The organism is Algoriphagus mannitolivorans DSM 15301, from assembly GCF_000429425.1.
In the GTDB taxonomy this organism is placed as follows: Bacteria; Bacteroidota; Bacteroidia; order Cytophagales; family Cyclobacteriaceae; genus Algoriphagus; species Algoriphagus mannitolivorans.
Window position 1 is genome coordinate 1 of record NZ_AUBV01000014.1, and the last position, 26,602, is coordinate 26,602.

25 protein-coding genes are annotated in these 26,602 nt (G+C 42.9%); 5 read left to right on the plus strand and 20 right to left on the minus strand.

Features of this window, described 5'->3' with window-relative positions:
- The coding region (locus G458_RS20930; protein ID WP_157359780.1) for an integrase core domain-containing protein at positions 1-258 on the plus strand (258 nt) is incomplete at its 5' end.
- Between the two features lie 27 nt (positions 259-285).
- On the opposite strand, the gene G458_RS21815 is transcribed toward G458_RS20930, so the two are convergent.
- From G458_RS21815 to G458_RS0114505, 15 genes are all read right to left on the minus strand, one after another.
- Positions 286-435 (minus strand): hypothetical protein, encoded by a 150-nt coding sequence (locus G458_RS21815; RefSeq protein WP_157359806.1) that lies wholly within the window; start codon positions 433-435, stop codon positions 286-288.
- An 11-nt stretch (positions 436-446) separates the two neighbouring features.
- Positions 447-1,208: a hypothetical protein gene (locus G458_RS21500; protein WP_051287336.1), complete on the minus strand. Its 762-nt coding sequence runs from the start codon at positions 1,206-1,208 to the stop codon at positions 447-449.
- Positions 1,205-1,963, minus strand: a complete 759-nt coding sequence (locus G458_RS21505) for a DUF6090 family protein (protein ID WP_051287338.1) — start codon at positions 1,961-1,963, stop codon at positions 1,205-1,207. The genes G458_RS21500 and G458_RS21505 overlap by 4 nt, the downstream gene beginning before the upstream one ends.
- Before the next feature lie 191 nt (positions 1,964-2,154).
- Positions 2,155-2,871: a DUF6090 family protein gene (locus tag G458_RS0114445; protein ID WP_026952514.1), complete on the minus strand. Its 717-nt coding sequence runs from the start codon at positions 2,869-2,871 to the stop codon at positions 2,155-2,157.
- 3 nt (positions 2,872-2,874) lie between these two features.
- A complete protein-coding gene (locus tag G458_RS0114450; RefSeq protein WP_084438881.1) occupies positions 2,875-3,405 on the minus strand; it encodes a VOC family protein in 531 nt (176 codons plus the stop codon).
- Between the two features lie 23 nt (positions 3,406-3,428).
- Positions 3,429-3,620 (minus strand): hypothetical protein, encoded by a 192-nt coding sequence (locus G458_RS0114455; RefSeq protein ID WP_026952516.1) that lies wholly within the window; start codon positions 3,618-3,620, stop codon positions 3,429-3,431.
- 3 nt (positions 3,621-3,623) lie between these two features.
- On the minus strand, positions 3,624-4,355 hold the full coding sequence (locus G458_RS0114460) for a DUF6090 family protein (RefSeq protein ID WP_026952517.1): 732 nt from the start codon (positions 4,353-4,355) through the stop codon (positions 3,624-3,626).
- 204 nt (positions 4,356-4,559) lie between these two features.
- Positions 4,560-6,509, minus strand: coding sequence for an adenylate/guanylate cyclase domain-containing protein (locus tag G458_RS21510; protein WP_051287340.1), 1,950 nt, complete (start codon positions 6,507-6,509; stop codon positions 4,560-4,562).
- Positions 6,510-6,661: 152 nt separating this feature from the next.
- Positions 6,662-7,741, minus strand: coding sequence for a DUF3500 domain-containing protein (locus tag G458_RS0114470; protein ID WP_026952518.1), 1,080 nt, complete (start codon positions 7,739-7,741; stop codon positions 6,662-6,664).
- A 465-nt stretch (positions 7,742-8,206) separates the two neighbouring features.
- The gene (locus G458_RS0114480; protein ID WP_026952519.1) at positions 8,207-9,109 is read right to left on the minus strand and encodes a cation diffusion facilitator family transporter; all 903 of its coding nucleotides are present in this window, start codon (positions 9,107-9,109) and stop codon (positions 8,207-8,209) included.
- A 39-nt stretch (positions 9,110-9,148) separates the two neighbouring features.
- Positions 9,149-9,901, minus strand: a complete 753-nt coding sequence (locus G458_RS0114485; protein ID WP_026952520.1) for a LytR/AlgR family response regulator transcription factor — start codon at positions 9,899-9,901, stop codon at positions 9,149-9,151.
- 16 nt (positions 9,902-9,917) lie between these two features.
- Positions 9,918-10,997, minus strand: coding sequence for a sensor histidine kinase (locus G458_RS0114490; RefSeq protein ID WP_051287342.1), 1,080 nt, complete (start codon positions 10,995-10,997; stop codon positions 9,918-9,920).
- A 91-nt stretch (positions 10,998-11,088) separates the two neighbouring features.
- Positions 11,089-11,733: a tetratricopeptide repeat protein gene (locus tag G458_RS0114495; RefSeq protein WP_026952522.1), complete on the minus strand. Its 645-nt coding sequence runs from the start codon at positions 11,731-11,733 to the stop codon at positions 11,089-11,091.
- Between the two features lie 12 nt (positions 11,734-11,745).
- Positions 11,746-13,905, minus strand: a complete 2,160-nt coding sequence (locus G458_RS0114500) for a TonB-dependent receptor (RefSeq protein ID WP_026952523.1) — start codon at positions 13,903-13,905, stop codon at positions 11,746-11,748.
- Positions 13,906-14,067: 162 nt separating this feature from the next.
- Entirely contained in the window at positions 14,068-15,309 is a 1,242-nt protein-coding gene (locus G458_RS0114505; RefSeq protein WP_051287363.1) for a M28 family peptidase, read from the minus strand.
- Between the two features lie 74 nt (positions 15,310-15,383).
- On the opposite strand from G458_RS0114505, the gene G458_RS0114510 reads away from it, so the two are divergent.
- Positions 15,384-16,490, plus strand: coding sequence for a TolB family protein (locus tag G458_RS0114510; protein WP_026952525.1), 1,107 nt, complete (start codon positions 15,384-15,386; stop codon positions 16,488-16,490).
- Between the two features lie 15 nt (positions 16,491-16,505).
- On the opposite strand, the gene G458_RS21515 is transcribed toward G458_RS0114510, so the two are convergent.
- From G458_RS21515 to G458_RS0114525, 3 genes are read right to left on the minus strand one after another with little or no spacing between them, the layout of a single operon-like run.
- Positions 16,506-17,903 carry an adenylate/guanylate cyclase domain-containing protein gene (locus G458_RS21515; protein ID WP_051287344.1) on the minus strand — a complete coding sequence of 466 codons (1,398 nt, stop codon included), beginning with the start codon at positions 17,901-17,903 and terminating at the stop codon, positions 16,506-16,508.
- A complete protein-coding gene (locus tag G458_RS0114520) occupies positions 17,900-19,141 on the minus strand; it encodes an FIST signal transduction protein (protein ID WP_026952526.1) in 1,242 nt (413 codons plus the stop codon). The genes G458_RS21515 and G458_RS0114520 overlap by 4 nt, the downstream gene beginning before the upstream one ends.
- 6 nt (positions 19,142-19,147) lie before the next feature.
- Positions 19,148-19,714, minus strand: a complete 567-nt coding sequence (locus tag G458_RS0114525; protein WP_157359808.1) for an OsmC family protein — start codon at positions 19,712-19,714, stop codon at positions 19,148-19,150.
- Between the two features lie 138 nt (positions 19,715-19,852).
- Between G458_RS0114525 and G458_RS0114530 the strand changes: the two genes are divergently transcribed.
- The 3 genes from G458_RS0114530 to G458_RS20955 all read left to right on the plus strand — a co-directional run bounded on the left by G458_RS0114530 (position 19,853) and on the right by G458_RS20955 (position 23,994).
- A complete protein-coding gene (locus G458_RS0114530; protein WP_026952528.1) occupies positions 19,853-21,547 on the plus strand; it encodes a ferritin-like domain-containing protein in 1,695 nt (564 codons plus the stop codon).
- A gap of 8 nt (positions 21,548-21,555) precedes the next feature.
- Positions 21,556-22,599: a hypothetical protein gene (locus tag G458_RS0114535; RefSeq protein WP_026952529.1), complete on the plus strand. Its 1,044-nt coding sequence runs from the start codon at positions 21,556-21,558 to the stop codon at positions 22,597-22,599.
- Between the two features lie 318 nt (positions 22,600-22,917).
- On the plus strand, positions 22,918-23,994 hold the full coding sequence (locus tag G458_RS20955) for a porin (RefSeq protein WP_051287346.1): 1,077 nt from the start codon (positions 22,918-22,920) through the stop codon (positions 23,992-23,994).
- Here G458_RS20955 and G458_RS0114545 read toward each other — a convergent pair.
- Positions 23,991-25,520 carry a cryptochrome/photolyase family protein gene (locus tag G458_RS0114545; RefSeq protein ID WP_026952530.1) on the minus strand — a complete coding sequence of 510 codons (1,530 nt, stop codon included), beginning with the start codon at positions 25,518-25,520 and terminating at the stop codon, positions 23,991-23,993. The genes G458_RS20955 and G458_RS0114545 overlap by 4 nt on opposite strands.
- 54 nt (positions 25,521-25,574) lie before the next feature.
- Positions 25,575-26,600, minus strand: a complete 1,026-nt coding sequence (locus tag G458_RS0114550; RefSeq protein WP_026952531.1) for a PorP/SprF family type IX secretion system membrane protein — start codon at positions 26,598-26,600, stop codon at positions 25,575-25,577.
- Positions 26,601-26,602 lie beyond the last annotated feature (2 nt).

Here is a 26,602-nt window from a genome sequence, read left to right on the forward strand (position 1 = left end):
GTGAAAATCTTATTTATCCAACCCGGAAAACCTATGCAAAATGCTTTTATCGAGCGATTCAACAAAACCTACCGAACCGAAGTATTGGATTACTATTCCTTTGTATCACTCCAAGAAGTCAGAGAGATTACCCGGGAATGGATAGAGGACTACAATCATCACAGACCTCACGGAAGCCTGAATAATTGCTCTCCAATAGATTTTGCAAAGCAATGGGCGTTAACAGTGGATAACTTCTCTGAAGTTACCCACAATTAACACCCTTAGTAGTAATAATAGTCAACATCAAAAACCAATTTTGTCTATTTTAGAATTGTCCAAAAAGTGGGAAGCCTTCACTTGCAAGACTGTGATTTTGGCATCAATTTCCGCCGACTGCTGGCAAGCGACAAGAACCAATAGGCTGAGTACGATTAAATAGGAAAGTTTCTTCATAAAAGTTGGGGCTAGTTGTTGGTATTAATTTCTTGCTCTATGGCCTGTAGAAGTTTATTAAAAAACTCCAAAAGCTGTTTTTCATCATCCAGTGCATCAATCCTCCAAGAATCGATATTACTGATGATATCTTCTACCACTCTATTTTCAAAAAACCATTGGAAATCAGAAGTATAAGATCCTTTTGGAAAATCTTTGTACTCACCATCAGATAATATGCGATTAGAGGAACTGACTTTACCATCAATGGCAGGCCAAAGCCTGTTGATAATTAGACTTTTAACAACATCAAATTCCTCCAATCCATCGACTACTTCCCCTTCAAAGGAAGTCAACATGGATTTTAATTCTTCATTCCGAATGTAATCTAAGTTTCCCGATGAGATAAGTGATTTGATATAACCGTCTCTGACTTCAAAAGTGTACACCGTTTCGGAATTGAAAAGTAGGGTGTCTAGTCTGGTGGTAGGGGAAGTGGAAATATCTGTTCCAAAAAGGCGCAGGAGTTCGAAGCTACACTGATGGGCCAGTTCGTGGTAGGAGATATTGGTTTTTAGGTTCTGAATATTTAATAGGAGTTCTGTTTGAAGATTTTGTAGTATGTTCTGCTCAGCTATCCTGATTTTGCGCTCTTCATTCCAGTTATTCACTTGTAGGGCGATCAATATTCCGATGACTACTAAAAATATTTCTCCAAGCGCATAAACCAGGTAGCGAGTCACTCGATTTTCATGCAGGAGTTTTTGACGGATTTTTCGGAAAAATGAGATCATCTATCTACGTTTCTGGTTGACTCTGACTCGGAAATAATTTTTTCACTAATCTCCCGGAGAACATATAAGGCATTCAAATAATTGGCTATTCCCCAAGCATGACTGTCAAGCTGGTTTTCAAACTCCAATTCCTGAAACATTTTTGGCGTAGGCGAATCAAATCTTGATTTTTCCTTCCAATTCAAAGAGCCATATTGATCAATATTTTTTAGGGAGGCATTCTTTATCAAATAAGGCAATAGCAAGGTTTGAGCAGTTTCATCCAAGGTTTCGAAGCTTTCATTCTTTTCCATTATCTCACCATTCCATTGAAAAATGAGCTTTCGTAAATTTTCGGACGAAATGAGGTTTAGATTTCCCGACGAGATTAAATCTTCAATTGCAGATTGAGAAGTGCTAAGGTCACGAATATCTAGACTCCTCTCGATAAGACTATCCAAATTGTAAGTTTTGAGAGTGGAATCGGGCAGCTTAAAAAGCTTCATAAGGTCCTTGGTGCAGCCTAGAATGGCTTCGTGCTGTTGGATACTGGCTTGTATTTTTTCTTTGTTGACTACAAACTCCGAATGCAAGCTTTGAAGAATCAATTTTTCTTTGTTGGAATCCTTTCTTTGCTCATTCCATGTATTGATTTGTAGAGCAATCAGGATACCTATGGTGACTAGTACAATTTCCCCAATCGCATAAATCAGGTAGCGAGTGACCCTGTTTTCCTGAAGCAGTTTTTGGCGGATTTTTCGAAAAAATGAAATCAATAGAGCAAAATTTTCCCGAGAATATACTAAAAAATCCCTGATTATTAGTGCATTACTAAAGTATGTGGTTTACTTCGATTAGAAATTACTACACATTGATCTTTGTCTTGACCTATTAGCAGCGAAAAATGTTTTGCCTAACTGACAGGAATCGCGGGCTCAAGATCAAATCCGGCCTTTCTAGATGTTCATTATTCAAGACGTTTAAGCTCTGTGTCCAGATCGCTGATCATGCGCTCTACATCTTTTTTCAAATTGGCATAAAAATAATCCAGGTAGGATTGTGTTCTATTTCTGTGAGTTTTGAGAAAATATAGGAATTCAATATCACTTTTTAAGGCTTCAAAATTCAGTGGAATTAGCTCTCCTTCAAAATTTGATTTTGGGAAATTGAACCCAGACTCAAATCTTCCGGGAAGTATATGTCTCAAGCCATAATGAACCTCATCCAATTCCTCTGATTCGGCTTGGAGAAAAAAATCATACTGTGAATCATAAACTTTGACAAGGTTGGTCCGGATGTCTGGATTGGATATGATATCCAAACCTTTAGACTTAAGGGTTTCAAAGGCACTGCTAGAATGCACAAAATGAATGGGTAATAATGTATAGTTAAATAATGCTGCAAGAGAATCATGATATTGTCCATCATTTTCCAACAAGTCGATAAAGGTCTCTAACGCGAAAAGTGATTTTTTAAAATCATTGATATTGAGATTGATATCTTTTAAGTCGGTTTGAAGCTCTGCTCTGCATCCTTTCAGGATTTCAATTTCCTCCTTTTGTCTTTTTTGATTTTCGCCATAATTATTCAATTCAAAGGCAATAAAAATACCAATGACCAGTACTATAATCTCCAGTATATACTCTGGCCATTTTTCTTTGAGTGCGGATATGATTCGTTTCATTTTTTAAAAATTACCTGAAATGATTTGCATGAGTTCTATGGTTTCTCCATCTGGACCTGTGAAGAAAGCGGTTTTGGCTTGGATGCTTTCCGTTTCTACCTGCGTAATCGGTCTAGAGGATAATCCTCCCGCTTTAATAATTCGCTCACTTGCTGACTCAATATCTTCTACCTCTATCCCCACATGTGCATAGCTGGCCCTAGTATTATTGGGAAGAGAATCAAGTGTTTCTCCAATTTCCAAAGCGAAATAATGTCCCGGAAATTTTAGTAAAGCCAAATTGATCTCCTGTTCTACCGTCTGGCCATCTTCCAAGGTTCGCTTTAATTTTTTGATGTGCTTTGTCACTTCCAAATCGAACGCTGAGGTATAAAAATCCAATGATCTATCCATATCTGATACATGCAAATACACATGGTTAAATTGTGGTGTCTTAGGACTTGTTGCTGTATTGGACTCACAACTCAAAATTGCTATTAATACGAAAATTGGGAGAATACACCCTTGAATTGGGCGATAAAGTAGTGTTTTCATTTTTCTATGTTTTAGTAAAAATTTTAGGATTCAATTATTTTTAAATGTTCTCCCTGCTTTTCAAGTTGTGGGATTTCATTCCAGTTATTGACCTGAAGCGCAATCAAAATTCCTAAGACCACTAAAAATATTTCTCCAATCGCGTAAGCCAAGTATCGAGTCACTCGATTTTGCTGGAGCAGTTTTTGGCGGATTTTTCTGAAAAAGGAGATCATGGATTAATCTTCCAATTGGTCTAAATGAAACTCGATTTTCTGGACAAGATCACCAACATAGGTATGAAGTTCTTCATATTGAGTTTGCATGAACCCTCTAAAAAGGATATTCATTTTCAAAACTTCTTTAAACTCCTGATTTTGGGATAATTCCTGGAAGTTGGTTGGCTCACAGGAAATCCAAAGCGTATCAATGGTGAGGTTTTTTAAAACTTGAGGATATACAAAATCCCATTGGTACCGGTCATCTAGGCCTTTTTCCAAATTTTCCAGGTAAACATACCGAGTGGAATAGAGGTAGGAGATAGAATTCCTTAAAGAGTCACTTGAAATTAAATCCAAGCCTACAGATTTGAGGTTTTCCCATGCGCCTGTATTCTCACTTAATTGATAATTGCCCAAAATATTTCCAAAGTGAAATTTCAGTGAATCGTGAAAACCTTGATTTTCTTGAAGAGCATCCAATACGATCTGATTAGATTTTATTCTGGCCGTATTCCCACTTAAATTATACTCCAAATCCTGCTGATCAAATTTCAGGTTATCCCGCATTTGGGTGAGCAAAATGATTTCTTTTTTCCTGAGCTTCTTAGATTCATTGGAGTTATTGATCTGAATGGCGATGAGGATACCGATCACCACTAAAAAAATCTCCCCTACCGCATATGCCAAATACCGGGTCACCCGGTTCTGTTGCAGGAGTTTTTGACGGATTTTGCGGAAGAAAGAAACCATAGAATTAAGGTTTTACTCCTATCGGGGCCAGTGGGAAAAGTCAATTTTCTCGTATTCCGATCCTTGGTAATCGAAATCGAAAGAGGTTTATTCTCAATAATATAGGAATATTTCCCACTAAAATATCGCGGAATTCAAGGAAGGTAACACCTCGACTTGTCCTATAGAGCTTCTCATGCTCTTTTTTATTCTAGGCAAGCGGGATTAAACCCCATTATGCAGATGTAATTTTCCTACTTTGGTTTTGGCAGGTTCTACGTACCACATTTTCATCGCACCTTTACCCTTGACCTCAATAAATCCTCTGCATTGGTAATCGAAGCGATGGTCGTCTTTTATCAATTCGTAGGTGCAGTCTGAGATATTTATCTTATTCAAGCCACATGCTGCTTCCATTCTCTGGGCGGTATTTACCGTATCTCCCCAGATGTCGTATTGGAATTTCTTGATTCCTACAATTCCCGCCACTACGGGACCGGTGTTGATTCCTATCCGCATGTCAAATTTGGCCTTGCTGGGAATGGAAGCGTCTTCATTTCTCCGCTCAATAAAATCCTTGACTTTCAGGGCGGCATAAATCACGTCACGTACATCTGAGTCCCCATTCAAGCCTCCGACTGCTAGGTAGGCGTCTCCGATAGTTTTGATTTTTTCCAGCCCACATTCTTCCATAATCAGGTCAAACGCCTTAAAACAGATATTCAACTCATTCACCAGTTCTTTTGCGGTGAGGTGTTGGGCCTTTTTGGTAAAGTCTGCAAAATCAGTAAAAATCACGGTGACCTTTTCGAACACTCTTGCCTCGGACTTTCCTTTTTCTTTGAGTTCCTCGGCCACTTTTGCCGGAAGGATATTCAATAACAGCGTATCTGATCTTTCCTTTTCATGCTGGATGATTTGGCTAGCTTTCATGATAAACTTATATCTTCTCCACCATCCCACGGCCAGCACAAAAAGCAGAACTCCGGTGACCATAAAAATTATCCTTTGGTTGCGCTCTACTTTAAGTCTCTCTTCGTAAAGCAGGCTTTGTTCTCTTAGGAGTTGAGCATTTTGGATACTGTCTAGTAGTTGCTTCTTTTCAAAATCATAATTGGCCATCATCTGCGTGATCTCCTTCGTGTTGGATTCATTCAGAATACTATCCTTGAGTGCTGTGGCTAGTTTGAGGTACTTGAGTTCATTTATGGGATTGCTTTTTTTCTCTGCGATCTCCATAAGCCGCTCATAGGCCATCCGGATTACTTTCAGTTCTGAGGCTGATTGGGCATTTTCAAGAGATTTCAGCGCATGAGCTTCGGATTTTTCAAGTTGATTCATTTGAAGGTATAAACTTGAGAGGCAATTGTGAGTGTGAGCAAGCCCCCTACTATACCCTAATGAGTCCCTAATTCTCAATCCTTCCAGTAGGGTAGTTTCGGCTAATTCCAATTGACCTTTGATGGCATAGTTGTTTCCCAAATTACTCAGGGATAGGCCAATGGAGTAAGGATTGTTGATCCGGTTGGCAATATCCAAAGCCTGTTTGTGATAATAAATAGCGGAATCTATAGGGCCTGTATTCTCAAATATGGTGGCCAGGTTGTTAAAGCTGGAATGCAAGCGTCTTGGATCTCCTTTCTTCCTATCAAAGGCCATCGAAATTCGCGCGTGTCTAAAAGCCTCTTCATAGTCTTGTTGATCATAATACACCAAACTCAGATTAGTATGGACACTCGCTAAGCCTAGGGTATCATTTAGATTCTCATAAATTGAAAGAGAGTGTAGGTGATTTTGGATTGCGCGTTCGACATCTCCGAAATAAGAATATACCCCGGCGAGAAAAGTATGAGCTCTGGCCACTTCGAGTTCCAGATCGGCTTCCTGAAATTTCGGAATTATGGACTCTACGGCTTTGGGATCAAAGGAAGAAGGATTCAGCTCCTGTGTTGCGATGGTCTTATAAAACTCACTTCTAAGGAGACCAACTTTGTATTTCTTTTCAGCACTGATTTGAGAAGCTAAATCGGCCAGTTCTTGTGCCTTTTCGAATTGGTGGTCTCCATAAGCTTGAAAAGATTGGGTGCATAAGCTATCCACATTTTGCTTCCAATTCTCTTGACCAAATACGGCCAAGGAGCTCAGAAATATCAATATTAGAATCGCCTTCTTCATCTTTTTTCCCTCTAGTTTTGGAACTCTTCAAGTTCCAGGCCTTACAATTTTGAGGTTGAACCCCCGAACTCAGACCTACCAATTCTACGCTATGGACTCATTTCTCTGATTTGATTATTAAGTTTTCAAATGCCTTTGTTTCAAGATCAGGATTACCATGATGGTTCATTGTGTTGATGTTCCATGCGGTGCTTTTTTAAGATATCTTCGCCAAAATCATTTCCTTTTTCCCTCCAGATGGAGTGGATATGATTGGCATTGTCCAAGAATCCCACATTGTCATATTCAATCAGGAAATCCGGACTATGGATAACGTAATAATGGGGTTTCATGGGTTCGTAGCTTCCAATCCAGGCAAAGTAGATTTCCCCCATCCCTTTCGAATGAAGCTTGCTTAGATACTCCTCAGCTTTTTGATGTTCTAGGTTGCCGATATATTCCTCAATGAGGTAATGAAGGATTTTTTGCTGTCCTTCATTCAATTCCGAACCTCGGATACCCTGAAACTCTTCCAACCATTGAGGTCGTTCAGGACTGGTGATGATATCTCCGGGCACTTTGCCGGGCAAGGTTGCTTTCGCTTTTTGTTCTTCATCCAGGGCGTTTATCAGCCAAAAGCCATAATCTTCTTCCTTGCTTAAAGGGCGTAATCCCGCATATTGCGTATCCTCCACAACTGCCGGATCCGATCCCAAAAACAGGGGAGTCATGGAGAATTTATCTCCAGATACTGTCAGATTGAGAGAGAGATGATGCCCCTCCAGCTTGATTCCCCAAGCAGTGTCGGTTTTTGGATTTCCTGCGATGGCTAGGTAATAATTCCCATAATCCCAGTTTAATCCCCGGATCATTTTGATAGTGTTTTCGTTGATTTGCCCCCGGTTGTATTGAATCTCAAACAATTCATGGAGAATGTCATCTACCTGCATGATGGCAAAGGTTTTCAAATACCCCTGAGAACTGAGTATGGAGCTCAATACCTGATGAAAGGCAATTTTACTTTTCTCTGAAAGGGCTCCGTATTGAATGCCCGAACGGGCGGCCAAACCGATAGGAAGGTTGGTCCACTTGGTTCTTACCTCATCCTCGATGGCGATCAAGCCCAGTTGTTGCTGTTCATTGGGCAGGGTCTCTAAGAATGAAATGGCTTTGGATCTAATTTGATCTACAGATTGGGAAAAGCCCAGCAAGCAGGGGAAAATGGCAATAAGGAAGAGCACTGGCTTTTTCATGAGCTTTAAGATTTGAAAGTAAATGGAAATACTTTGTCGAGAGAATTATCCTTGGAACACCTCATTCCGGGAGAAATGGAATTTAAAATTTCCAATCGGGTTGTTGAGATGTTTGCAACCATTAAAATGCCCGGATCAGGCAGGAGCGCTTCTGTATATCCATTTGACGCCATTTATTGGATGGGTTAAAATGTAAATTCCCGTTTTGTAGTAAGGCGGTAGTTCAGCAAACTAAACTTGGCTTTGGCCAGAAAAACTGACATACAATTGCTTGGTTATATAATATAGCCAAATTTTCTCGAACTACCGCTGAAAAAGTCCATTAATAACGAGCGAGTTATGGGATTGTCCGGCTTCCTGAAGGTTGAAAAATCAAATTAAGTGCATAAACGCAAAGAGGATTCTTAACCTAAGAGAGTAAAGAAAAAGCTCCGATTTTCTGAATTTATTCCATTTGTCAGATCATTAATCCCTATTCTCATCCACAAGAGAGCAGATTTCCTGGTCTAATTCTGTCTCAATGGTATAATGTACAAAAGGATATTTTTTCATGACTTTTCGGATCTCCTCCTTGACAGCAAGAATTTCTTCAAGCCTGTTGATTTGGCTCAATTTTACATGGGTAGTAAAAACATGGTGAGCCCCATCCAAAGACCAGATATGGGTGTGATGGGTGGACTCAATGTTTGGAATTTCTAAAATTTCTCGTTCCACAGCTTCTTTATCTATATCGGAGGGCAGCCCCTGCAAAAACAAAAAGAGTGTTTCTCGAAGTCTTTTCCAGACATTCCAAAGGATATAAAATGAGATTGCCAAAGAAAGTGCCGGGTCCAAGTAAGGAGTCGGGTAAAAAAGTAAAATCAAAGCAGCTAAAAGCACCGCCACCCATCCCAATACATCCTCGATAAGATGCCAAGAGAGAACCTTCTCATTCATCGTTTGTCCATGAGAAAGCTTCCATGCAGCATACCCATTTACGGCGACTCCAAATACGGCCAAGACAATCATCCCCTTTGGATCTGAAAGTTCCGGAGAAATCAAACGAAGCACGGCCTCGCGGATTACAAATACGGTTCCTACGATCAGGACAATCGCATTGATTAAGGCTCCCAGAAGAGAAAAACGGCGGTAGCCAAAGGAATATTTGGCTGACGGCTTCTTCTGGGCATATTTTTCAAGCCACCAGGAAGTGCCCAAAGACAGGCTATCTCCTAAGTCATGGATGGCATCCGAATAAATGGCCACACTATTCACATACCATCCTCCCACCAATTCCAGAACTGTAAATCCCAAATTCAGGAAAAATGCCGTCTTGAGGTTTTTTCCTGATGCATGTTCATGAGAATGGTGACCGTGATCGTGACCCATACCTTAAAAATCAAAAATTTTCTGGGAACTGCCGAAATTTTATCGGTCGAGCCACTCCTTCAGCTCGCTTACTTTCTCCCGGCTTACCAGAATGTCAGCATCCGGACATCCTTTGAGGATTACTTTCAGGCGGCTGTTGGAGTAGGTCAAAACCTCCTCAATCGCCAGAAAATTGGCAATGTACTTTCGGTTGAGACGAAAATAATCCTTGGGATTCAACTGGCTTTCTATCTGCTCCAAAGTCGAGTCCAGAACGAATTTCTTCCCTCCAAAAGTCTGTAGAAAAGTCACCCGCTCTTCACTGAAGAAAAAGCCGATTTCCTCCGTGGGGACGCTTTGGATCTTTTCTCCAAACCGAACCAAAAATCTGGTTTTGAAAGTCTTGTTTTCGGGTTGAAGGAGTTCTTTGAGCAGTTCTATATTTACCTGTGGTTTTAGCTGTCTGGAGCGGAATTTTTCCACAGCTCTGGCCAGCTCATCCGGGTCGATAGGCTTGAGCAGGTAATCGATGGCATTGACCTGAAAGGCCTTGATTGCATATTGGTCGTAAGCAGTGGTAAAAATCACCGGACTTTTAACCGGCACTTGATCAAATATTTCAAAGCTGATTCCGTCTGCCAGCTGAATATCACAAAAGATCAGCTCAGGATCTGGATTTTCAGAAAGCCAAGCAATGGACCGGGAGACAGAATCCATATTTCCGATCAGCTCATCTCCGGGGAAATGTCCCTTCAAAAGCTTGGTCAACCGGTTTTCAGCAGGTTTTTCGTCTTCTATGATCAGGATTTTCATGGGATAAGGCTTAGACTCATCGGTTGTCAATTTTTAATAGGGGCAGTCGAACCAAAAATTCATTCTCAGTTTTGGTGACCTCAGGGGTTTTATCGCTCAGGATTTTATACCGCTGGCGGATATTTTCCAAGCCCACTCCAGCGCTTGGTTCCTTTTGACCGGATTTGGGCTGAAAAGTATTGCTGATCCAGACCTCATTTTCTTTTTGTAATATCTGGATAAACAAAGGATGATCCTGCGAGGCAATGTTGTGCTTGATTGCATTCTCAAGAAGTAATTGAAGGGAAAGTGGAGGAAGAAAGCAACCCTCGCAGTTTGGGACTGCTATCGAAAAACCCAGATTTTCTTCAAACCGGATTTTCTGGAGTTCCAGATAGTTTTTGGCAAATTCCAGTTCTCGGTCTAGCTCTACGAGTTCCTCCTGCTGTACATCCAGGACGTATCGGTAGATTTTACTGAGTTTTTGGATAAAAGAAGCTGATTTGTCCGCATCCTCATAGACCAGATTGGAAAGGGCATTGAGACTATTGAACAGAAAATGCGGATTCAATTGATCCTTGAGACTCTGGTATTGGGAAGCAAGCCGACTGCTTCTGAGTTGCTCAGCTTCGATGGCTGATTTCCTCCATTCCAAGAGCCAAGAGCGGGAGGTGAAGATGGCCATGAAAATCATGGCAATGGTCATGGGTGTAAACGAAAAATCTAAGATTCTCCTCCAGGGAATCTGGTCTAAAGTAAATTGATCGTCCCACCAAGCATAAAGAAAAACGATGACGTAACTCACCAGAAAAGCATAAATCAGGTAGGTAATTCCTGATACCAGCACCCGCTTCACGGGCTCTTTAATCCAGGAGATCCTGGGATCCCAAAATTCCTGAACTCGGCTTCCTCCCCAGCTCAAGGCCATGGAGACTACGAATGAAAACAAAAACTGGGGCCAAAGCTTGATGAAATACTCGAGGTTCAAAAAGCAGATGGGACAATAGAAAAGCTGTAAAATGGTAGCAATTGCCAGATTGATCAGGATAAACTTCCGAAAATCCTTCCAGATACTTTGAGTATCACTGCATTCCGGTTCGAGTGCGATTCGGGTCATAAGGAAAGATAGGAAAATAGATGAAATCCAAGAAAGGGGAAAGTCCTCTCAGTGAGGAGAGGACTAGAGTTGGTTTAGCTTTTAGTCAATGTTATTTACAGGCATTCAAGACCTGTTGGGCTTGATTTTTTCCCCAAGTCGGAAGGAGATAGCTTTCATTTACTTTGGATTCTTCTTTGGCATACAGCTCCAATCCTACTCTGGCCAATCCGCATGCCTGCTCCGGCCCTTGGCCGAAAAACTGAGCTGTGCCCAGTTGCATTTGGGCCATCAGAGTAGTCGCCCTAGGGTTTTCTTTGTCCAGTGCGATTGCCTTTCCAAAAAGCTGCATGGCTTGGGGACTCATTTCCTGGCCTCGATTCATGGGATCCACAGCAAGTTTTCCCATGACAATAAAGCCCTGTAAGGCAATAATCTCGGAATTGTTGGGAGAGATTTTTTCAGCCTTCTTGGTAAGTTCCATGGCTTGGTCGAAGTATTGATCTTTGTTTACCTCAAACCGAAATGCCGCCATGGTCTGGAGATATGCTGCATAATAGAGGGGTAGCCATTCTTCATTTTTTGCCTCAGCAATCCTCAAAAAAGCATTGCTGACATTTTGGGATTCTTCGGCAGATTGAATGGATTTCATCGCTTGAAGCTGCTTTTTCATGGCATTTTCATAGGCAGGATCATTGGCCTTGGCTATGGCAAGCGCGGCAAATAGGAATACTAGAGAAAGGAAATACTTTTTCATGGTGGGTAAAGTTTAGAGGTTGTTCAATTGATTTGCGTTTTTGTCTTTGGATAGGGTGAAGAAGATGCCCAGGAAAAGGAATCTTGGGGCAACCTGTCCTTGAGGAATAGATTCAAATATCCCTTCTGTATTCGCCTTAGGGCTGAAGGTATAGCCAAACACATTGTCCCTACCCAGCACATTGGTACAGACCAAATGAATGATCAGGTTAGGTTTGGGCAAATAGCTCCAGCTGAGGCTTAAGTTTTGAAAACTTTTGGTTTTGGAGTTCATCTCTGAACTGTCCAGATTGGGATCTGTGAAAGGGTAGCCATTGTTGTAGGCGAAAGAGGCTCCCAATTGTGACTTTAGGGGTACGATAAATCGCTTGACTACCACGGAAAGGTTATGTTTTGGGGCAAAGCTTGGCTGGACTTTAGTTTGGTATTGATTAAACTGGCGCTTGCTGTCCACAAAACTGTAGGTCACCCAGTAGTCAGTATTTTTTAAGGTTTGCCGATCACGAAAGAAGAAATCCAGTCCTTTGGCAAATCCTTCTCCTTCATTTTTGAGTGCCATAGGATTTTCCAAACTTCCTTCGAAAGTCACCAGCTGAGCATAGGACTTGTAAAATGCTTCTGCCCTGAAAGTAATTCCATCTGTGCTCAGAAGATAATTGAGGATAAGATGCTGGGATTCTGAGTTTTTCAAATCAGTGTTTAAAACTCTGAAATTGTCTAAGGGAAGCTGATGAAATCTTCCTGCAGCCAAGGATAGTTGCCCTTGCTTGGGGAGTTGGTAAGCTAAGGAAACCCGGGGGTCCACCCACAGCTGCTCGGCGATCTGACTGGAGCCTGCCCGGATCCCGCCCCGGATCACAAAGGCTTTGGAGAAATAGTAATCCCATTCGCTAAAGAGGTAGCTTTCCTTATCCTTAAAATCCCTAATCCAAGCTTGACGAATCAGTTCTTCAGAATAAAGGTGAATGAAATGCTCTCCTCCAAACTTGGCCGAAAACCGGTCAGAAAAATCTTTGATTGCACTGATTTTAAAATGAATCAGGTCACTTTTTCTTTCAATTTGGAGGCTGTCATAGCCAAGTTCGTCCAGGTTTTTTGAGATTGAAACACCCGTAAATAGTGTCCAGCTCTTTTTTAGGCTGGTTCTCCAATTGGCCTGAGCGTAGCTGTAATCATTTTTCAGGCTGACTAATACTCTTTTTTCTGTCCCCGGAAGGGGAGACCAAAGCTTCATACCACCTGATTCAGTCCTTGCCATAACTTTCATTAAGCCGTTTTCTCCGGTTTTCATTTGTGCCGCCAGCTCCAGATCCCAGCCATTCGGAGCATGCTCAAAGTCTATTTCCTGCTTAATCAGGTCTTGGTAGGGAGCTAGGTTAAAGTAGTTGGCACTGGCAGTCAGGCTTCTTTTTTCATTGGCCAAAGTATGGGAATATCCACCTCCTATTGACATAATGGACAAATCACCCTGACTTCGTTTGGCCAAATCCTTGGTATTCAGTGCTAAGGCAGAAGAGAGCGCTTGGCCGAACTCTGCAGAATAGCCCCCGGTGGAGAAAAAAGTGCCTTTGAAAAGATTGGGATTAAACCGGGTGCGGGTAGGGACATTCCCGGCGGTAGTTCCATAAGCATTTCCTACTCGCATCCCATCAATGTAAATCCCGACCTCACTGGCATCCCCTCCTCTTACAAAAAGTCTTCCGTCATTTCCCACGGTACTTGTACCGGGTAGGGTCTGAAATGCCCCTACGATATCGCCCACCGCAGAAGGAGTTGTCACAATATCCAGAGGACGGAGGATTACGGATTTCTTTTCATCCGAAGCTTCCATGGCTCCCGCTGAAATGGTCACCGTATTTAGCTCATTGTATTCTTCTTTAAGAGTAATTACCGGGATTTCCAGTGAAGCCCCGGAAAGATTAATTGCCATTTCCTGGGTTTTGAATCCCATCATACTAAATGCAATCACTTGTGGGCCGGACTCGCCAGTTTCAAAACTGAAATTCCCTTCCTTATCTGTGCTACCTCCGTCGAAGGTATTTTTCAGAAAAACGTTAACCCCGGGAAGAGGCTGGTTTTTTTCGTCCAAAACCCTCCCGGAAACCTTGGTTTGGGAAAATGCCTCGACCGAAAAAAGAAGAGGAAGTAGAAAAAGTACAAGTATTGGCTTCATAGCTGGCTTGATTTGAATCAAAATTGCCTGAAGCCATTCTCTTAAAAAATTGAACCTGACTGAAGTGTCAAAATTCGGGACTGAAGTGTCATCAGCCCATAATGCTAATGAAAAAGGCCACTGGAAATTTCCAGTGGCCTAAAGTTGCTTATGAATAAGTTCCTAGAACTTTACGACAGATTCTATCTTTTTTCCCGACCTATCCAGTACGACCTTGGTAGAATCCCCTTTTTGGAATGCACTCAAGGCACGCATGTAGCTCATCATGTCCACAATCGTGGAATCACCCAATTGGACCACGATATCACCTTTTTGGATTCCGGCTGCCTGAGCCGGTTTTCCTTCCGAAACACCATCCACTCGCATTCCCTTGCCGTCAAACATGTAGTCGGGCACCACGCCCATGGATACTGTGAATCTCGGCGAATCACTGGAATCTTTGGTTTTCGTGAAGGCAAGTTTTTCCTCAGGATCCAACTGCTTTACCAGTCGGGTGATGTAGCGCACCACTTTTATAATTCCAGCATAATTGATCTGCTCAGCATCATCGCTGGGCTTGTGATAGTCTTCATGCTGTCCGGTAAAGAAATGAAGCACGGGTAAGTCTTGAAGGTAGAATGAAGTATGATCGGATGGTCCTACCCCAGATTCAGAAGTGATTAGCTTTAGGCTGTCTGTATTAATAAGATCTAAAACCGGAGGAAAACTCGGGCTTGTTCCCACGCCATTAATCGCCAGCGAGTTGTCTTCCTTCATACGTCCTACCATGTCCATATTGATCATGTAGTTGACCGTCTTGAGATCAAGAGTTGGGTTTTTGGTGAAATAGTTGGAGCCCCATAGCCCATTTTCCTCGCCTGAAAAGGCGATAAACAGCACGTTGCTTTTTAAGTCTTCGAATTTTAGGATTTCGGCCAAAGCCAAAAGAGCGGCTGTTCCGGAGGCATTGTCGTCAGCACCATTGTGAATAGAAGAGTCTCCACGGTGCAACGAGCCTTGACCGCCCATTCCCAAATGGTCAAAATGTGCCCCGATGATGATTGTTTTGTCGGCCTTTTTGTCCAAAAAGCCTACGACATTTCTCCCTGTTACTCCTTCTCCATTCGTCCCGATAACGGCCTCCTCATGAGGATTACTTGGCTTGGATACGGTGAATGGCTGAAAGAAGCCTTCCGTTCCTTTCGGGGCCAAGCCGATTTTTTCAAACTCTTTGGCGAGGTATTCAGCGGCTTTTTGCTCTCCTTCAGTACCGATAGCCCGGCCTCCCAAGTCATCAGCGGCCAGAAAAACCACGTCTTCTTGAAGTGTTTGCATCAGTTTTTCATCCGTCGGAGGGCTGTCACAAGCCACTATCCAAGCTGCTGAGGACATGATTATTGCCGTTTGGCGAATTAGTTTTTTCATGGTTGAAGTAGATTTAGTCCAAAGATAATAATTGGTATCTTCGCCCAAAGATTATTTGATCCTCACTTAATTAAATGAAAAATATCCTTTACTCCGCCTTGCTTTTGGCTTTTGCCTGTAGTCCAAAAACTGAGCAAGCATCATTGGAACAAGAAGCACATTCCGCATCAGATTCCCTTCTACTTCATCCTGAAGAGATGAAATATCTCAAAAACATCAAGCAGATCACTTTTGGTGGAAACAACGCCGAAGCCTATTGGTCATTTGATGACTCCATGCTGGTATTCCAGTCCGATTATGCGGCCTGGGGAAATGAATGCGACCAGATGTTCTATGTGAACTGGAAGACGGACAATTTACAGGAAAATGCCCCCAAGAGAATCAGCACCGGCCTGGGGCGAACTACCTGCTCATATTTTCTTCCTGGAGATAAGACATTTGTTTATGCATCCACCCATCTGAAGGATGCCGCTTGTCCGCCTGTTCCAGCGCGCAGAGAAGATGGAAAATACGTTTGGCCAATCTATGATTCCTTTGACATTTTCACTGCGGACTTGGAGGGTAATATTATTTCTCAATTGACTAATGAGCCGGGATACGATGCTGAAGCGACAGTTTCTCCAAAAGGGGACAAAATTGTTTTTACCTCTATGAGATCCGGTGATTTGGAGTTGTACACCATGAATATAGACGGCACGGATGTAAAGCAAATCACTTCAGACCTAGGCTATGACGGCGGAGCATTTTTCTCACCGGACGGAAGTAAGCTGGTATGGAGAGCTTCCCGACCTCAGACGGAGGAAGAGATCAAGGAATACAAGGATTTACTGAAGGAAGGCTTGGTAAAACCTACTGACATGGAGCTCTATGTTGCCAATGCAGATGGGACCGATATCCGAAAAATCACCAGTTTGGGCAAAGCCAATTGGGCGCCATTCTTTCATCCATCCGGGAACAAGTTGATTTTCGCTTCGAATCATCAGACCGAAAGAGGATTCCCTTTCAACCTGTTTATGATCAATCTGGATGGCACTGGCTTGACCAAAATAACTCATGACGGAACCTTCGATGCCTTTCCGGTATTTTCAAATGATGGGAAATATTTGGTCTTCTCTTCCAACAGAAATAATGGAGGAACTCGGGACACGAATCTTTTTGTCGCTGAATGGATCGGTGATTGATTCAAAAAATCCTGCTCAGTCAAAGGGCAGGATTTTTTTGTTTTCTACAAAGTACATGAGAATGTCCCCTTTATTTTTGGCCGAGACTTCTCCTCGGGGCTCAAAATCAAATTCATCTTTGCAGGCCAGATAAGTGGTGTGGGAAACATTCACTTTTCCTGCTATGGAGCTGGATTCCATTCGGGAGGCGGTATTGACTGGGTCTCCCCAAATATCGAAGGAGAATTTTTTCAAGCCCACAACACCTGCTACCACAGGGCCCGAATTTATTCCCACCCGGATCCGGAAATACTCTCGAAGGTGTTCTGGTTTTTGCTTACGGTATTCCTCTATAAAATCCCTCATTTCCAAACCAGCTCGGATTACATTAGCCGGATTCCCTCCTTCTCCGGTGACCCCTGAGGCGCTCATGTGAGCATCCCCGATGGTTTTGATTTTTTCCAGGCCGTATTTGGTGGTGATGGTATCGAAATTTCTAAAGCAATGATCCAATTCCGCGACAAGCTCTTCGGAAGAAATGGCTGAGGAAAACTTGGTGAAGTTCACAAAATCCGTGAACATGATGGTAGCATTTTCCTGAAGCTTCGCTTTGGCAAATCCGTTTTTCTTGAGCTCGTCGGCAGTGTCTTTGGGCAAGATGTTGAGCAAAAGATCTTCGGATCGTTTTTTCTCGATGGACAGTTCCTGATTTCGGATTCTCAGATCCTTGGTTCGCTCAGCCACTCTTAATTCCAACTCATGATTGTAAGCTTCCAATTCTTGGTTGGCTCTTTCCAAACTGGCATAGAGCCTGGCATTGGCGAGACCGGCTTCCAAAAATCCTCCAATGGCGATCAAGGTGTCCATGTCGCCTTCATCCAAAGGCGGATAAAAAGGCCAGGCTTCCTGATCCCTGCCGCTGATTAGCCAGCTTTCTATATTCCTCTGAACCCGGATAGGTACGGCAATAAAATTTGGAAGGAGCAAGGACTCACGAATCAGTTCGTGGATGGGATTAGGTTCGGATTTTTGATGACAGAGAAAAGCCCGGATTAATTCCTGATCGGAGGCTTGGGAAAAGTTGATTCTTTGGCTGGAAATATCCTTTTCTTCCGGCTTTTGGTATCCTAATAGAAATTTGGGATAAAACTCCATCGGTTGATCCTGACTTCTCCAGAGAACGATGGTTTTGTCCATTTTGAGCGTGATATTGATCAATTCCAGGACATTGGTAAAGAATTCCTTTTCGTGGATTTGCTGGCCAAAGACATCATGCAAAGCCGACAAAATGGTAAATCCGTTTTCTTTCTGGGTGAGTTTTCTTTTGAGTAGAGAGATCGTGGAATCACTTCGGATATTTTGACCCGCTACTTCATCTGACAGCTTTTTGTAATAGGCTAGTTGTCGCTTTAACTCCTCTTCAGACACGTTCATTTCTTTACTAGTTCACTAAACAAACACAATACCCCTGTCCAATCCAATACTTGCAGTACTCCTGCTATCGGAGCCAATTCTCCTGCCTCATAGATTCCCAGCAGAGGGAATTCGTGATTAATTTCTGCCTGGATATGCCGAATGTCTTCATCGGTCTGATTGGAATAGGCCGCAGCCCTCCCTGAACAATTAATATAAAGGGCAAAAATTATCTTTCTTCCAGAGGCATTTACCTGATCAATCAATTTTCGGGTTCTTCGGCCTACATATTCCATTTCGAAGCTTCTCCGCATCAGCTGAATCTCCATTCCGGGTTCCAAGTCCATTTCGGCCATATACAGACCTCTGGAGGCGGTATCTACCCCGACGCACATTCTGTTGATGTAATTTCCCGGATTGTATTCTGCCCATTTATCTCCGGTATTTTTTCCCAGGGTGACAAAGAATTTCACCTCTTGAGGATTTTCCTTGAGGTCTTCTCCGAGGATATCAATGACCACATCCAAGGCAGGTTGGTGATCCAATTCCAGAATGCTGGCCCCTTTGACGGAGGTGACAGTATGGTAGGCACTCACGGGCTGGCAGCCATGCATTATCTGGTAATCCATCTGGATATTGCCGGTCATTAAAAGCGCCATGGCAGCATTTTGAGTCATTTTCTTTTCAAACCACTGGTAGGTAGGTTTAAATCTCATGTCTCCGAGCATTCTGGCGCCGATTACTTTTGGCCAATTCTTAAGAGTCTCATTCATCCCTTTGATGAAAGGAGTGCCGTAGTTCATCCTGAATTTTCCTTCCAGCCTATTTACTGCATCGAATAAGAGCAGCATTTGAGGCTGGGATTGGTACTTTTTGGCCTGGATTTGCTCTCCCAAGCCACGGCCAGTCTCATACTCCTGAAAGGCGATCCCTTCTTGGATGAAGAGGTCAAAAGAAACTTCGGCATTTCCCCACACGCCCACGACCGTCTGATAGCCATCATAGCCAAATTGATCATTGCTGCAGGTGCCGTTTGCGTAGCCACCGAAAAACAGGGTGTCTTTTCCAACATGAGATTTTACTCCTTCAAAGAAATCCTTCGGATCATGTCTGGAAGTACAGAACAAAAAACAAAGCTGGACCTTCTCTTTGGGAAGTCCAGCTTTGGACAAAGCAATGCCAGCTGCAAGCATTCCTGCTTTCAGGGAATTAGAGGATTCGGAAAACCCTACCCCAAAAGAGGACCCTTGATGACTCATGTTTTCCTATTCTTCTATCACAACTTCTGTTGTGACCCTCAATGGAAGTTCAATGGTGTTTTTGATAGGAGATTTTTTATCAAGGGTTTCCTTAGACTTGATCAGTTGCTCCTTGCTTGCCCCATTTTTGCCTTTCAGGGTAACTTTGTAGTGTAAGTCCAAAGGACCATTGGGTTTGCTTCGGTCCAGGCCCAGCACCCCGTGGATGTCAAAATTAACCTGGACTTCTACGTTGATTTTTTCAAGTTCTGTCCCAAAAAGAGCCGCATTAGTGGCAATTCCTGCGGTAAGGCAGCCACAAAGGGCTGATGCAAGGTATTCCACCGGATTGGGATGCTCATCTGTTCCGCCCAATACGGCTGGTTCATCTACCATAAGATGAAACTTACTGGCCTCGCTGCGGATGTTTTGGCCGTTTGAAAAAAGCTCTGAAACCGTTACTGAGGCCTTGGTTCCTCCTTTCCATTCGGACTTTGCCTGAAATTGTACTTTAGCAATTGCTGGATCTCCTTGAATTGCCCCTACTAGTGATTGGATGTTGTCGAGATCGACACCGTTTACAATGTTTGCCATGGTCAAAAATTGGGTTAAAAATTTGAAAATTAGAGAATTGAATATAATGAAATTCAATAGGAAGCCAAGAATATAGTATATTGATTGACTATAAAATATTTCAACCGCCAATTTGTTTGGTACTAAATTTTTCTCCAAATGTCACAAAAAGATACCTCTAAAATTCAATTAGACGCCGAACTTCACCAAATGCTTCAAGTAATTGGGGATTCAGCAAAAGATGAACTCACCGAAATTATTTTTTCACTCCTAAAGCAAGCAAGCACCACTGAACATCTCTTGGCGATGCAGTATTTGTTTACCTGCTTTACCATGAAAAAATACCCCGAGGAGTTTGAGGATTACATTCCGGGTTCCACGGATCCCAAGCAGCAGCAAATCAATCAAATCCGATTAGCACAGGTGGAAAAGATCCGGAGGTGGGAGGCAAATATGCTGATGGTGTCTCGGGAAGAGATGACCCACCTCTGCTATGATCAGAATTTATTGGCCATTTTGGGAAAAGATCCATACCTATTTAGGCCTAATTTCCCGGTACCGGCTGAGTCATTCCCTCTTGCCAAGCCAGTGAACCTGATGCCATTTTCCAAAGCTGCCATAGAAATTTACCGGTTTTGGGAAAAGCCCGATCACCTACCTGTTCCAGACCCGGTATGGGCAGAAGGACTTCCGGAGCATATCAAGCCTTTATATTCAATACCCCATGAGGATCCGATTCTTCATGACCCCCAAATAGCCACTCAGGAAGCATTGGACTTCCTCAAAGGATTTTTGAACAAGACTGTTCCTCAGGATCATTTAGACCAAATCCATGATCCCTTGACCAATGGCTCTTATTTCAAAAGCATTGAGAAGCTGTACACTTTTATCCAGATCTACATGACTTTGGGGATTAAATACAAGATTTTGGAAGGTCAGAATATGGAAAGGATCGTGGATGAGCATTACGGATTTAATATTTCGCTCAATCCATTGGTTTTAGGCCAATATGAGAAATATATCAATGAAGCGATTGTTCAAATCATCGAAGAGGGGGAAGGTGTTTGGGGAACACCTCCCGCACTAGGTAGCCACTTTTGGGTGTTCCAGAGTATTTTGGATGATTTGGAAAATGTGGGAAAGGATACCGGACTCCCTTTTGAGCCAGCACTTCCGGTCGTTTGGAACCCGGCCTATATTGTTAGCAATGAATTCCATCTGGTAAGTTGTAATCCTGACTACGCTCAAGCAGGCCCAACGATAATTACCAATACCGTGGCAAAAGATGCCATGGCCCTGTTTAATAAGGCCTATTCGGTGATGGTTCGTATGCTCAGTGGATTTTTTGGGTATTATGAAATCGACCAGACGACAGGCATCAGACCTCCTCAGGTCAATGCCTATTTCCAGACAGTATTCTATCCCTTTATGACTAACGTCATTCGCCCATTGGGTGAAATGATCTGCCGCCTTCCAGCTGATGAAACTTTTGTTCCCAATGGAGGAAAAGTTCCAGATCGATGTGCAGGGCCGGACTTCATGCTACAGATTCCCCAACAGGATTTTGAAAAGATCAAATCTGAGACGGCGCCTTTCACCAAACCTGAAGAATACCTGAAAATTTTCACAGAAATGGAAGAATCTGCTGCAAAACTGGCTACTGCTTGTAAAGCTCGGGGTTACCACATGGCGTTTTATAAACAGGAGGATGCCAGAGACTTTGACGTATCTTTTACCTATTTGTCAGAAAATATGCACCGGATTGGGCAAAACTTCTTGGCCTATTGGAATGGTGAAATGGTAGCGCCAGTTTCATCCAAAGGATTTCAAAATTATTCTTCCACTTTTAATTAAAGTTTTTCATGGCAACATTATCAATTTCTTTTGAGGGGTTTTTTCAGTGCAGGTTAGCCACAGATCCCGATCCTTCCAATGAACAAAGAGGACTGAGTGGATTTACGTATTCCGTAGCTGGAGAGACGCTCTTGGATCCTTCCATCTGGTCTCAGGCAAAGGATATAGAAAAAGCTTATGGCAAGAAGGACGAGGCTTTTCTTGACCCTCTTAGGTCCAATCCCCAATTTGACATCAAGAATATCCGAGAGGCTTCTCCGGACTTTGAGGTTTACAATTCCCGTGGAATAGGGATCAATGTCACCTCGGTCAAGGTGGATGGGGAGACAGCGCTGGATTTGGAAGGAAAATTAAAAGGAGGACTCTGCAGGTTTGCCAATCGCCCCCAATCCAACGGGCCATTTAAAGGACCGATTTTCGAAGGGAGAAATCAGATAACTTCTGATGGGGATCCCGATAGGTTTACTGTCAATCCTTTTCTTTTCACCATTTCCACTCCAGATGATTCCAAACAGGTGTTGAGCAGATTTGATCCCTTGTCAATTAAATTTCCGGATTACAAGTTGTATCAACTATTTCCCAATGATGAAGTGGACAGAAGGCTACCTACTCAGCGTTTTGCCTTATCCAATGAAGGTTTGGCCCAAATCGGCCAATCTCAGGAAAGCCTGAATACATTCTTTCAAAATAGAATGAACTGGCTGAAGGGAAAAATCGTGGAGGCCGAAGCTGCCAAAAAACCCGCTTTGGCAGAGGCTTACCAATCAAGGTTGTATGCTGTCAACTTCTTTACTCAAGCCACAGGTCCAACGGTTCTTGCTAATCGTCTTCTTAGTAGAATTCCCCTAAGACAATTGTATAACCATACCATCCGAGGCACCGCAGCTATGGCCCCTCCTCCATTTGTGGATCCGGGTTTTTTTGCTCCCTATGTCATTGATATGGACAAAGAATGGGAAATCCTCTATTACTTAGGTCAATACGATGGAGACTTAATGGCGGGGTGGTGTAGCGGGACTTTGGATTTACCCTTGAAAGTCCTCCCATCTTAAACAAATCTTTTCCTTTGGTAAAATTTATATCCTAAAAGCCGATCATATTGAGCGGCTTTTTTAGGTTTATGGATAAGGATTGTCTTTTCCTTAAGTTCAATTTTATGTATATCCGCATTATTACCAGTAGGCCGTACGCTATGAATAAAATCTCGCTTGAAGTTCAGTTCTAGTCAGCTTCGGTCTTCGGACTTCCGACCGCCAAGCCAAAGGAATTTTGGATTGTGGTGCAATTGCGGATAATCATATTCTATTTTAAACATCCGAGAGGAAGGCTTTCAATTCCCTCTTAATTTTTGATTATTGTATTTTCACAAAATGAGCAAAAACGTACTTGGCGTTGTTTTTCTTTTCCTTCTTGCTTTTGGCAGCTTGGCTCAAGAGCAAGAAAAACCTTCTGCATTTCGGTTTTCGGCGTTTTTGAATCTCTACCATGGCCATGATTTCAATGGGCCAACTACCGAAAAACGGCTCCCATTTCTGTACAATCATACCCGGCATGCAAAACCTGCTGTTAATCTAGCTCTACTTGCGGGGACTTATGAGTCCGGTAGATTTCGGGCCAATTTAGGAATTCAGCAGGGGACTTATGTGGCCGATAATTTAGCCTCTGAACCGGATCTTCTGAAATGGATCCATCAAGCTAATGTGGAGTATGCTTTGGATTCGGAAAAAACACTTTGGCTGGAAGCCGGCGTACTGCCTTCTCATATTGGCTTTGAAAATGCCATTTCCAAGGAAAACCTTACCCTATCCAGATCCATGATTGCGGAAAACAGTCCCTATTTTGAAACAGGCTTTAAGTTGGGATGGCAAGCTGATGAAAAGTGGTATTTAGCCTTTCTTTACTTAAATGGCTGGCAGAGAATTCAGCCGATACAAGGGGTCAATAAACCTTCATTTGGTACACAAGTGAGCTACACCCCGAACTCAACCACGACCTTGAACTGGAGTACTTTTTTGGGGACAGACAGTGGGATCGAGGCCGGGACGTATATTTATTTCAGCAATATGTATGGGATTTTTTCTCCGGGAAAAAAATGGAAATTGATAGCAGCCTTGGACGTGGGCAACCGGGTCAATGAGCTTACCTCCAATCAGTCCTGGTGGGGCACTTCCTTGATCGTCCAGTATAATTTTTCCGAAAAATTGTCTTCAGCGATACGGTGGGAGTATTTTGACGACCCCTTCCAAGGCATTTCTTTTTCCTTCTTCGATCAGGGCTTGGAGGTGGGAGGTGTTTCTCTCAATTTAGATCGCAAACTGGGAAATTGGGGAATGATCAGACTGGAGGGAAGATATCTGGATTCACCCAACCCTTTGTACCAAGGTAATTCAGACCCAAAATCTGACAACTTATTTGTTTTGGGCTCATTTTCGGTTTTTTGGAATTAAAGCTCTTCTAACCGATTTAGGTAATCCTCCGCCTGGTCCAGAATCTCCTGCTTGTTTCCCATTTTATCCAAGGTGCGGTACATCATGCCGATTCTCGGATTTTTCTCCAAAAGCTCCCGATTCCTGGCATAAAAATGCCAGTAGAGGCTGTTGAAAGGACAGGCGTTCTTTCCGACTTTTTCCTTGTGACTGTAGGCGCAGTGATCGCAATAATTACCCTGCTTTTTGATGTAATTGGCTGAAGAAACATAAGGCTTGGTTCCCACAATCCCTCCGTCTGCAAATTGGCTCATGCCACGGGTGTTGGTGATTTCCACCCATTCAATGGCATCGATATAAATCCCCAAGTACCAAGCATCCACCTCGTCGGGATGGATTCCTGCCAGTAAGGAAAAATTGCCTGTGACCATCAAGCGCTGAATATGATGAGCATAAGCATAGTCTAAAGATTGTTTTATGGACTGACTCAGGCAGTTCATTTTGGTTTTTCCAGTCCAAAACCAATCTGGGAGTTTTCGCTCATTGCCAAAGAAATTTAGTTGGGCGAAATCTGGCATTTTTGCCCAATAAATTCCCCTCATATACTCCCTCCAACCGATGATCTGCCGGATAAATCCCTCCACTTGGGAGATAGAAATCCGGTCTTGGTTTTCCTTCCAATATTCCTCCACTTTCTGAACAACTTCAAGAGGGCTGATCATTTTAGTGTTTAGGGAAAAACTCAATCTGGAGTGGAACAGGAAAGGATCCCAAGTAGTAAGGGCGTCTTGGTAAGAGCCAAAATTCGGAAGGAGATTTTCACAGAAATACTCCAATACCTCCAAGCTTTCCTCTCTCGAGACAGGCCAAGTGAAATTCTCCGGATCGATAGTTCCGATGGTTTTTACTCCGGATTTTTCCAGGATTTCAACCATATCAGTGACTCTTTTGGGGTGTAGCTTTGCTTTTCGCAGAAGCTTTTTGTCTTTCAGGGCTTGCCGGTTATCCTGGTCGTAGTTCCATTGCCCGGTGATGGGTTGTTTTCCTTCCATCAGGATATCGTATTTCTTCCTCATTTCTCTATAAAAGGTCTCCATGAGGTAGGTTTTTTTCCCTTCAAAGAAATCTTTCAAGAATTCCCTAGAAGTAAGGAAATGCGCGGTATCAACTGCTTCCGTGTTGATTTCAAGAGATTTCGCAAGGGTTCTCAGTTGCTGATCCAATCTGTATTCATCCGGGAGTAGGTATTCAAATCTGGTAAATCCCTCTTCTTTGATCAGGGAGTGGATCTGCATGGAAAAATCCTGTTGGTTTTTGGGGTCATCAAGTTTGAAATAGAGAACCTGATGGCCTTTTGACCGAAGCTCTTCTGCAAAATTCCGCATAGCGAGAAAAAATCCCACCACCTTCTGAATGTGGTGATTTACATAATCCGTTTCTTGCCGGACCTCCATCATCAGGTAGCTGACGGATTTGTCTGTGGATTCGAACCAAGGATGCTGACCATTGAGTTGGTCGCCGAGAATCAGTCGTAGGGTTTTGGACATAAAAAAGGGCTTTCCATAATGAAAAGCCCTTTCTCCCAATCATTGTTTAAAAAGTCAATATTTAAAACATGGCATGGAGGATTTTCTACCCGCCCCCTTGCTAGAACTTGCCAAAAAACTATACCGCAAGCTTACTTCATGTGCTCCACCCGTATTTCCGTTGCCTAAAGAGGAAATGGTGAAGTCATGACTATACCCTATACTCAGTCCGGAAGACAATGAAATACCAACTAAGCCAATTACGGATTCATTGTTGGAAGGACTTTCTCCAGAGACTGGAATTCCCCGATACCAAAGACCAAGCACCAAGGGCTGAAGATTCACTTGAGCACCCAAATCGAGCTGTTGGAAGGGTTCTTGATTTTTGTAATTGAAGGCAAAAGTCAGTTCTCTGTTGCCTGTAGATCTGTTGAGGAAGTGCTTGGCCCCTGCCCCTGAAAGATCGATTTTATATCCGCCGTGGGCAGATAGTTTCATTGGAAGCTGGCTGAATTGTCCGTCCAAAAAGGAAATATTGGGCTGGGAAATATGATGAGCCGAGAATCCAAACCAGAAATTGTCATTGTTGAAAAGAGCGCCGACGCTATAATCAGCAAATTGGTGACGGAAGTCTGACCCTAGATTTTCACCGGAAAAATCTCCGATGGCGCCTGTTTGGTCATCGATCTGGCTACCAAAGATCAAATTGCCAAAAAAAGCATCTCGGTCCATGTAGCTTACTTGGCCTCCGATTCTCAGGAAAGATCTGAATCCTAGCCTTGCTCGGTAAGAGTAAGACAAGCCGACTTCAGAGACGCTCAGATTAGCCATACTTTGCTGAGAGCGATTAAATATCAATCCCACTCCGCTTTTGGCACCAAAAAAGTAATGGTCCACATGCGCGGAGTAGGAGATAAAGCTTTGCTCTAAACCGGGCCATTGGTTCCGGTAATTGATCCCCATACTGGTGCCCTCGCTGGCTCCTGTCAAAGCAGGATTCAAATAGATTGGATTAGAGTAAAACTGCGAGTATTGCACATCCTGGGCCTTGAGGCTCAAGGATATACAGAAGAGAATGATAAGCGTAAATGTTTTTTTCATAA